This window comes from Pseudomonas imperatae, assembly GCF_057128625.1.
In genome coordinates, this window is record NZ_JBSKHP010000024.1 from 101,807 (window position 1) to 108,727 (window position 6,921).

At 62.1% G+C, this 6,921-nt stretch carries 6 protein-coding genes; 2 read left to right on the top strand and 4 right to left on the bottom strand.

What is annotated here, in order from left to right; genetic code table 11:
* The first annotated feature begins 25 nt into the window (after nt 1–25).
* Both ACWKWX_RS25310 and ACWKWX_RS25315 read left to right on the top strand, forming a co-directional pair.
* The gene (locus tag ACWKWX_RS25310) at nt 26–1,204 is read left to right on the top strand and encodes a GGDEF domain-containing protein (protein WP_483829229.1); all 1,179 of its coding nucleotides are present in this window, start codon (nt 26–28) and stop codon (nt 1,202–1,204) included.
* 119 nt (nt 1,205–1,323) lie between these two features.
* Nucleotides 1,324–2,151 carry an isocitrate lyase/PEP mutase family protein gene (locus ACWKWX_RS25315; RefSeq protein ID WP_483829230.1) on the top strand — a complete coding sequence of 276 codons (828 nt, stop codon included), beginning with the start codon at nt 1,324–1,326 and terminating at the stop codon, nt 2,149–2,151.
* A 71-nt stretch (nt 2,152–2,222) separates the two neighbouring features.
* Here ACWKWX_RS25315 and ACWKWX_RS25320 read toward each other — a convergent pair whose 3' ends face one another.
* The 4 genes from ACWKWX_RS25320 to ACWKWX_RS25335 all read right to left on the bottom strand — a co-directional run bounded on the left by ACWKWX_RS25320 (nt 2,223) and on the right by ACWKWX_RS25335 (nt 5,720).
* Nucleotides 2,223–2,765, bottom strand: a complete 543-nt coding sequence (locus ACWKWX_RS25320) for a GNAT family N-acetyltransferase (protein ID WP_416422709.1) — start codon at nt 2,763–2,765, stop codon at nt 2,223–2,225.
* Complete coding sequence (locus ACWKWX_RS25325; RefSeq protein WP_416422710.1) at nt 2,722–3,051, bottom strand: type II toxin-antitoxin system TacA family antitoxin; 330 nt, start codon at nt 3,049–3,051, stop codon at nt 2,722–2,724. Before ACWKWX_RS25325 ends, ACWKWX_RS25320 begins: the two co-directional genes overlap by 44 nt.
* 383 nt (nt 3,052–3,434) lie before the next feature.
* Nucleotides 3,435–4,553, bottom strand: a complete 1,119-nt coding sequence (locus ACWKWX_RS25330; RefSeq protein WP_483829231.1) for an acyltransferase family protein — start codon at nt 4,551–4,553, stop codon at nt 3,435–3,437.
* Between the two features lie 888 nt (nt 4,554–5,441).
* Complete coding sequence (locus ACWKWX_RS25335) at nt 5,442–5,720, bottom strand: DUF3077 domain-containing protein (RefSeq protein ID WP_483829232.1); 279 nt, start codon at nt 5,718–5,720, stop codon at nt 5,442–5,444.
* Nucleotides 5,721–6,921 lie beyond the last annotated feature (1,201 nt).

The following is a 6,921-nucleotide window of genomic DNA, read 5'->3' on the forward strand; positions in this document are numbered from 1 at the left end:
TGACCCGCACAGGCCTTGTCAGAACATGGCGCTCGACCCACCCACAATGTTGACGATCACCATCGCCCTGGCTGCCGCTGCCGCGCTGTACCTGGCGGTGGAGTGGGCCAGCGTGCGCTCGCCATCGCTGCTGCAGTGGAGCGCCGGTTTCGCCATCATCACCGTTGGCTCTACCCTGGCCCTGCTGCGCGGCAGCGGCCTGCTGGTGGTGGGCATCTGGTTCGCCAACGGCCTGCTGGTGACCGCCCACTGGTTGTTCCTGCTGGGCGTGGCGCGTTTCACCGAGGCGCGGCTGTCCAAGGCCTGGTACCTGATCATCGCCATCTGGCTGGGCATGCTGTTCCTGCCCGACGGGCCCTGGTGGTCCAAGGCGATGATGGCCACGCAATCTAGCATGATCGGCCTGGTCACCCTGCGCGCCAGCTTCCTGCTGCGCCCCCACGGCAAGTCCCTCAGCGTGGGCGCCGTGCAGTTGCGCTACGTGCTGTTGCTGCACGGCCTGTTCTACTTTGCCAAGGCGCTGTCGGTGGTCATCCCCGGCACCCTGATCGACCTGGCGGCCTTCCGCGGCGAAATCATCCAGATCTCCCTGGTGGAAGGCGCCATGGCGATCATGCTGATCGCCCTGTCCATGACCGGCACCGAGCGCTACCGCCGCGAGCAGCACATCGCCCGCCTGGCCGCCCGCGACCCGCTCACCGCCCTGTACAACCGTCGCGCCCTGGAACAGCGGGCGCCGCGCCTGCTGCAGGATGTGTCCAGCGTGCGGCCTGGCGCCTTGCTGCTGATCGACATCGACAACTTCAAGCTGGTCAACGACCTGCACGGCCACACCGCCGGGGACCGCCTGTTGATTGCCCTGAGCGAGATGATCCGCGCGGTGCTGCCCGAGCACGCCCTGGCCGCGCGGCTGGGCGGCGACGAGTTCGTGATCCTGGTGAGCAACGCCTCGCGCGACGCCATCGTCGAACTGGGCAGTGCCCTGCGCGACCGCTTCCACAGCGCCGCCGCAGAGGCCTTCGCCACCCCAGAAGCCGTGACGCTGAGCATTGGCGCCAACCTGTTCGACCAGCCGCCGGCCAGCCTGACGGCCTTGATCGAACTGGGCGACGCGGCGCTGTACGAATCCAAGCGCGGCGGCCGCGACAGCATTCGCCTGGTGGACTGGACCTGCGCGGGTGGGGAGCCGGTGCGCGCGCAGTGAGTGGCCTCTCGGTGTAGCCGCTGCCGGCAGGCTGCGCTGGCCATCGGCAACACCAGGGAACGTCGTACTCTTCGCGATCTGCTACAACTTAAACCTCTCCACTATTGGCGAGGCCTCTCATGCAAACCCTCGACAAAGCCCTGGCCTTCCAGGCCCTGCACACCCAGCCCAAGCTCTTCATCCTGCCCAACGCCTGGGACGCCGGCAGCGCGAAAATCCTCGAATCACTGGGTTACCAGGCCTTGGCCACCACCAGCGCCGGCCTGGCCTTCAGCCTCGGCCGCCGCGATGGCGAAGGGGCCGTGTCGCGCGCCGAAACCTTGGCCAACGCCCAGGCCATCGTCCAGGCCACCGGTCTGCCGGTTAGCGCCGACCTGGAAAACGGCTTCGGCGACAGCCCTGAAGCTGTTGCCGCCACCATCCGCATGGCCGGCGACATCGGCCTGGTGGGCGGCTCCATCGAAGATGCCAGCGGCAACGCCGCGGCGCCCATCTACGACTTCAACCACGCCCTGGAACGGGTAATCGCCGGCGTCGAAGCTGCACGCAGCCTGCCGTTCCCGTTCACCTTCGTGGCCCGCGCGGAAAACTTCAGCCAGGGCCGCCCGGACCTGGACGACACCATCCACCGCCTGGTGGCCTTTGAACGGGCTGGCGCCGACGTGCTGTTCGCGCCGTCGTTGCCCAGCCTCGAGGCCATTCGCCAGGTGTGCGCGGCGCTGGGCAAGCCGGTGAACGTGGTGATGGGGCTGGCGGGGTCGAAACTCACTGCCCGCGAGCTGGAAGGGGCAGGGGTGCGCAGGGTCAGCCTGGGCAGCTCGTTTGCCCGGGCGGCGCTGGGGGCGTTGTTGCGGGCGGCGCGGGAGGTGAGGGATGGCGGGACGTTTGAGTTTGCTGATGAGGCGCTTGGGTTTCGGGAGGCGAACGGGGTGATGGGGGCTCAATAATGTGCAGTACGCTCATGCCGTAGCCTGTGTTGGACGAGGCGGCGCAGCGGTCGAGGTATTGGCAATCAGAATCAGCCCTCGCATAGCGCAGCTATGATGTCTTGGATAGGGATATACATCGGGGTACTGGTGGCAGTGGAAGGCTCCTCCAGGGCGGTGAACCCGAACATCTCGGAATAGAAGGTTGCTTTACCGGGCGCGGCATCCAGATAGACACCCTTCAAGGGAATCGTCCGGTGCACTGAGACAGCCTTGGTAAATGCCTCGAGCATCAAGTCGGTGCCAAGCCCACGGCCTTGATAGCGTGAGTCCACGGCAATCATGATTATTTTCGCGACGGGAAGCTGTGGAGGTTGATTGGACCTTAAGAACGTTTTTACCCGCGCTTTGTCGAGTAAGGCGAAACCCAGCGTCATGAAGCCGATGAGCGTCTGGGACTCGTCAAATAGGCCGGTGGCATGCAGGTTCTCTGCCTTGATAGCCCTCTTCAGGTTTCCCGAAGTCACGTATTTGTCGAGGACGGAGTCTCCACAGTTAAACGTTTTCGGCAGAGTTACAGTGTCCAAACCCTCATTCAGATTTACCTGGGCGTAGGTCAGGTCCGGATCGCTCATTTCTGCTCCTGAAAAGTTTTACCAGATTCTCGTGGGGCTTTGGGGCTTCTGCGCTTTGTTGATTTAACTCATGGGCGCGGGCGAAGGCTTTTTCCGAAAGCTCAATGCGTTGGTAGGTCTCCATGACGGCTTCGGCTTTTTCGAAAGCGGATGCCAGGATGAAAGACGTCATGTCCAAACCGGAAATCGCAGCAGCCTTGCGGATGAATTCCTTCGCAAACTCTGTGGTTTTCAGATCGAGCCTGGCGGTTTTTGCACCTTTAAGTGTCTCTGCTGAAAAAGACATCGTGCTGTTCCTCGGGGGTATTGATTGTAAGTTGATGCATGTCCTGTGGTGCTTACATCTGACTTCTCGGGAACAACACCCCGGGTGGGGGTTCCTGGTGATTCCTTCCTTGGGGGGTGGCATCTACGATCGGAGGCGTTTGACTGCAAGTGCGTCCGGTACGTACAACTGACGTACAGGTTGTATGGTAGTGGCAGGTCGGGGGCGGCGTCAAACGACGTACGGCTATAGTACGTATGTGATTGTGTCGGGAGGCTGGAGTGGCGCGGAGCCCTTCAAGGCGCCGACCCAGTTGCTAAGCGGACGGTAGAGCGCTCCGGCCAAACCCCAGGCACAAAAAAACCGACTCAGGGCCGGTTTCTCTGCTGCAAATCCCACTGAAATCATGATCGATTGCTGGTTTCCTGAGGCACCTGCAACTCAGGAATGAACGGCATGGGCGCCCGCGCTTTGCCGTTGAGGCGTTTGCCCAGCTGCATGAAGGGCCACTCAACGTAGTGGTAACTCACATGGGCTGCCAGGAACGCAAGGCCGGTAGCCACGAGTGCCAGCAAAATCGACGGCTTGGCACTGCCCAGCCAGTAGCCCGCCAGCAACGCCATGCTGGGGTGCAGCAGGTACAGTGAATAACTGCGGGTGCCCAGCCACAGCAGCAGTGGCTGCTGCAGGCGCACGCGCTGGGTCAGCACCAGGAAGCTGCTGATGGCCAGGGCGTAGGTGAACAGGTAACGCAGCCAGTACTCGCCCAGGCCGGTGTCGAAGCCGTAGGCCGCGTAGAATGTCGGCGGCAGCAGCACGCAGTAGGCGCCCAGCAGCGCAACAGCGCAGCGTTTGGTGGTGGCGGTGGCCTGGCCCAGTATCCAGTCGCGCCAGATCGAGCCGAACAGCATTAATGAAAGCCCCAGGGGCAGGGCGACCGGCAGCTTGCGGTGCAGCAGCATGCGCGCCATGCCCATGGCCAGCGCAACCAGCAGTAGTCCCAGCGCGCAGAGGGCGCGGAACGCCGTATCGTGCAGCCTGCTCATCAGCATCAGGCCCAGGCACAGGGCGTAGAACACCCACTCGATGAACAGTGTCCAGTACAGCCCCACCACGTCGTCGTAGCCGAAAGCTGACTGCAGCATGGTCAGGTTGGCCATGATGGCGCGGCCACTCGGCAGCTCCGCGCCGGTCAGCGCCAGCATGGCGACGAACACCGCCATCGATAGCCAGTAGGTGGGGTACAGCCGCAGCCCACGCGACACGATAAAGCGCCGGGCCCCGCCAGGGCCGGGGTGCAGGCTGAACGGGATGACCACCCCGCTGAGCAGGAAGAACCAGATGACCCCCATCTTGCCGATGTCGAGCAGGAAGTGATCAGGCAGCGACCACGCCCCTAGGGAAGGCAGCCACAGGTGGGTGATGACGACCAGGACTGCAGCAATGCCCCGGAGGGAATCGAGGTAGGCAAGCCGATTCACGCTTTTTTCCTGGGCCAGGACTGGCGCGTCGATGACTGTCATGGGAAGTTCCTTTATAGAAGCAACCACACGCGCCCCGGGAAGGGGGAGGCATGTCAGTGGGCGTTTAACCCGTAAGCCTGGCCCGGGTTGACGAGGGTGGGGCAAGTCGCAAACGCTGCGCAGGGGCATGGGGCCCCCGTGATGGGCAGGTTGGCGTTGAAAACGGTGGGGCACGCTACCGCCAAGGGCGACGTAGGCGCAGGTGTGCACATGTTTGAAGGGGATGTGGAAGCCAGATTGGCTTCGCTTCAGGCCTGCAAGACTGTGCAGAACCGGGGGAACGATTGATGCCTGATGGAGACATTTAAGGTGTTACTAAATGCGTCGTCAATAGGTTTTGTCAAAGATGCGACGGAGTGGGCGTCTGCTCCACCTATCCATCATTTCCGAGCGGACAAGAAAGGCTGACAACACCTATCCATCAGGCCATGGCACGTTGCAACAAATGTAGATGCTGCCGCCAGGCTGCGTCGCGCCGCGCGGGCGGCGCTCGATTTCAAGAGCGGCAAAACAATACCGGCTAGCACTTGGTGGCCGTGACGCAATCCGAGGCCGTAACCTGCGAAGAACGCTCGATGTGCCAGACGTGCAACCGCATCAGGGCGCGAAGGCGCATGCCTTGGTTTTTCTGTCGCTCTCAAGAACGAGCGCCGCCCGCGCGGCGCGACGCAGCCTGGCGGCAGCATCTACATTTGTTGCAACGTACCATGGCCTGTGGGATCGGCGTTGCCAGCCTTGTGCGTTCGACACAAGGTTGTGGGGGCTTTCGAATGCTCATACATCTGCAGGTAATGTGAGGGCCCTGTTGGAGGCGCGTAAGCGCTCTAAGCCACCCGATATTAAAAAACGCCGAACCAGCTGCTAATCCAGCCCAGCGTCACAACGCAATCAGCGTGCGTTGCTGTATGCCACCGGTATCGTCAGGTCATGCACGATCGCCTGTGCCATCTCCCCCAAATAAGCTGCTGCCCACGCCAGGTGAGGACCGTCGTCGCCCATGGCGGCGTCTGTCATCAGTTGGTTGGCGATGAGTTGCAGGTTGGCGCTGTGGGCCAGGGCATCCAGGAGCGGGACGTCGGGGTTGACGGTGAACAGTGGGGTGGCGGTGGGGCCGCAAGGGGCAAAGGTGGTTTGGCCTTGGGTTTGGTGCGGGGTTGGATCGGTCATTGGGTAGTATCCGTTCTGTAGGTTAGACCGGCACCGCCTGCCGCCAAGCAGGTTTGGGTGACGGATTGCACAAGGTTGGCGGACCGGACAGAACGAACCGGCACTTGCGAACAAGTCCCTGCGCAACCCGCCATAGATCTGCATCCGGGCAGGGGTTAGCCGCCTGGGTGAGGATTGGGGGTGTTGCGCGTTCTGAACGGACCGCCAAGTCCGTGTCGCTGGTTGGCGACGGCGGAAGGGTATCGTGTAGGGAGCGGGGGGACAATATCTATCTGAAGCGGGCACACAAGGCTGTCGACGCCTATCCATCAGGCCATGGCACGTTGCAACAAATGTAGATGCTGCCGCCAGGCTGCGTCGCGCCGCGCGGGCGGCGCTCGATCTCAACAGCGGCAAAACAACATCGGCTAGCGCTTGGTGGCCTTGACGCAATCCGAGGCCGTAACCTGCGAAGAACGCCCGATGTGCCTGACGTGCAACCGCATCAGGGCGCGAAGGCGCATGCCTTGTTTTCTCTGGCGCTCTTGAGATCGAGCGCCGCCCGCGCGACGCGACGCAGCCTGACGGCAGCATCTACATTTGTTGCAACGTGCCATGGTCCGATGGATAGGCGTTGCCATGGGGATTAAGCGCATAGCGGGAGATTCTCGGTTTGGAAAGAAGGCTTTCAAGGACTGATTCTGCTATCGCATTGCTCAAATTTGCGCATCCTCGCATGACCGATTATATTGGTGCTGCAGCCCTAGCCCGTCCTCTCCCAGAAGTCCTTCTGGTTCATGCTGGTGATGACACTAGGTAAGTATTTATGGCCCCGCTCTGCGGGGCCATTTTCGTATCCGGGCGGGGAAAATCTTACCGGCTTCGGTCGCGCTGCTTCCCTCTGGTCTTGTTTCTCTGTGTTTCGTGGCCCTACCGCCGAACTCAGCCAATCCCCAGTCAACCCAAAGCGCCGAACCAGCCGCTAATCCAGTCCAGCGCCACAACGCGATCACGCTGCGCTGTTGTGTGCCACCTGAATCTTCAAATCATGCACTATCGCCTGTGCCATCTCCCCCAGGTAAGCCGCTGCCCGGAACGGAAGGACAATATCTATCTAAAGCGGGCAAACAAGGCTGGCGACGCCAATCCATCAGGCCATGGCACGTTGCAACAAATGTAGATGCTGCCGCCAGGCTGCGTCGCGCCGCGCGGGCGGCGCTCG

Excerpts from the sequence above, each read along its gene's own strand:
- ACWKWX_RS25310 (WP_483829229.1), top strand. The coding sequence starts at position 26 with ATGGCGCTCGACCCACCCACAATGTTGACGATCACCATCGCCCTGGCT.
- ACWKWX_RS25315 (WP_483829230.1), top strand. The coding sequence starts at position 1,324 with ATGCAAACCCTCGACAAAGCCCTGGCCTTCCAGGCCCTGCACACCCAG.
- ACWKWX_RS25320 (WP_416422709.1), bottom strand. The coding sequence starts at position 2,765 with ATGAGCGATCCGGACCTGACCTACGCCCAGGTAAATCTGAATGAGGGT.
- ACWKWX_RS25325 (WP_416422710.1), bottom strand. The coding sequence starts at position 3,051 with ATGTCTTTTTCAGCAGAGACACTTAAAGGTGCAAAAACCGCCAGGCTC.
- ACWKWX_RS25330 (WP_483829231.1), bottom strand. The coding sequence starts at position 4,553 with ATGACAGTCATCGACGCGCCAGTCCTGGCCCAGGAAAAAAGCGTGAAT.
- ACWKWX_RS25335 (WP_483829232.1), bottom strand. The coding sequence starts at position 5,720 with ATGACCGATCCAACCCCGCACCAAACCCAAGGCCAAACCACCTTTGCC.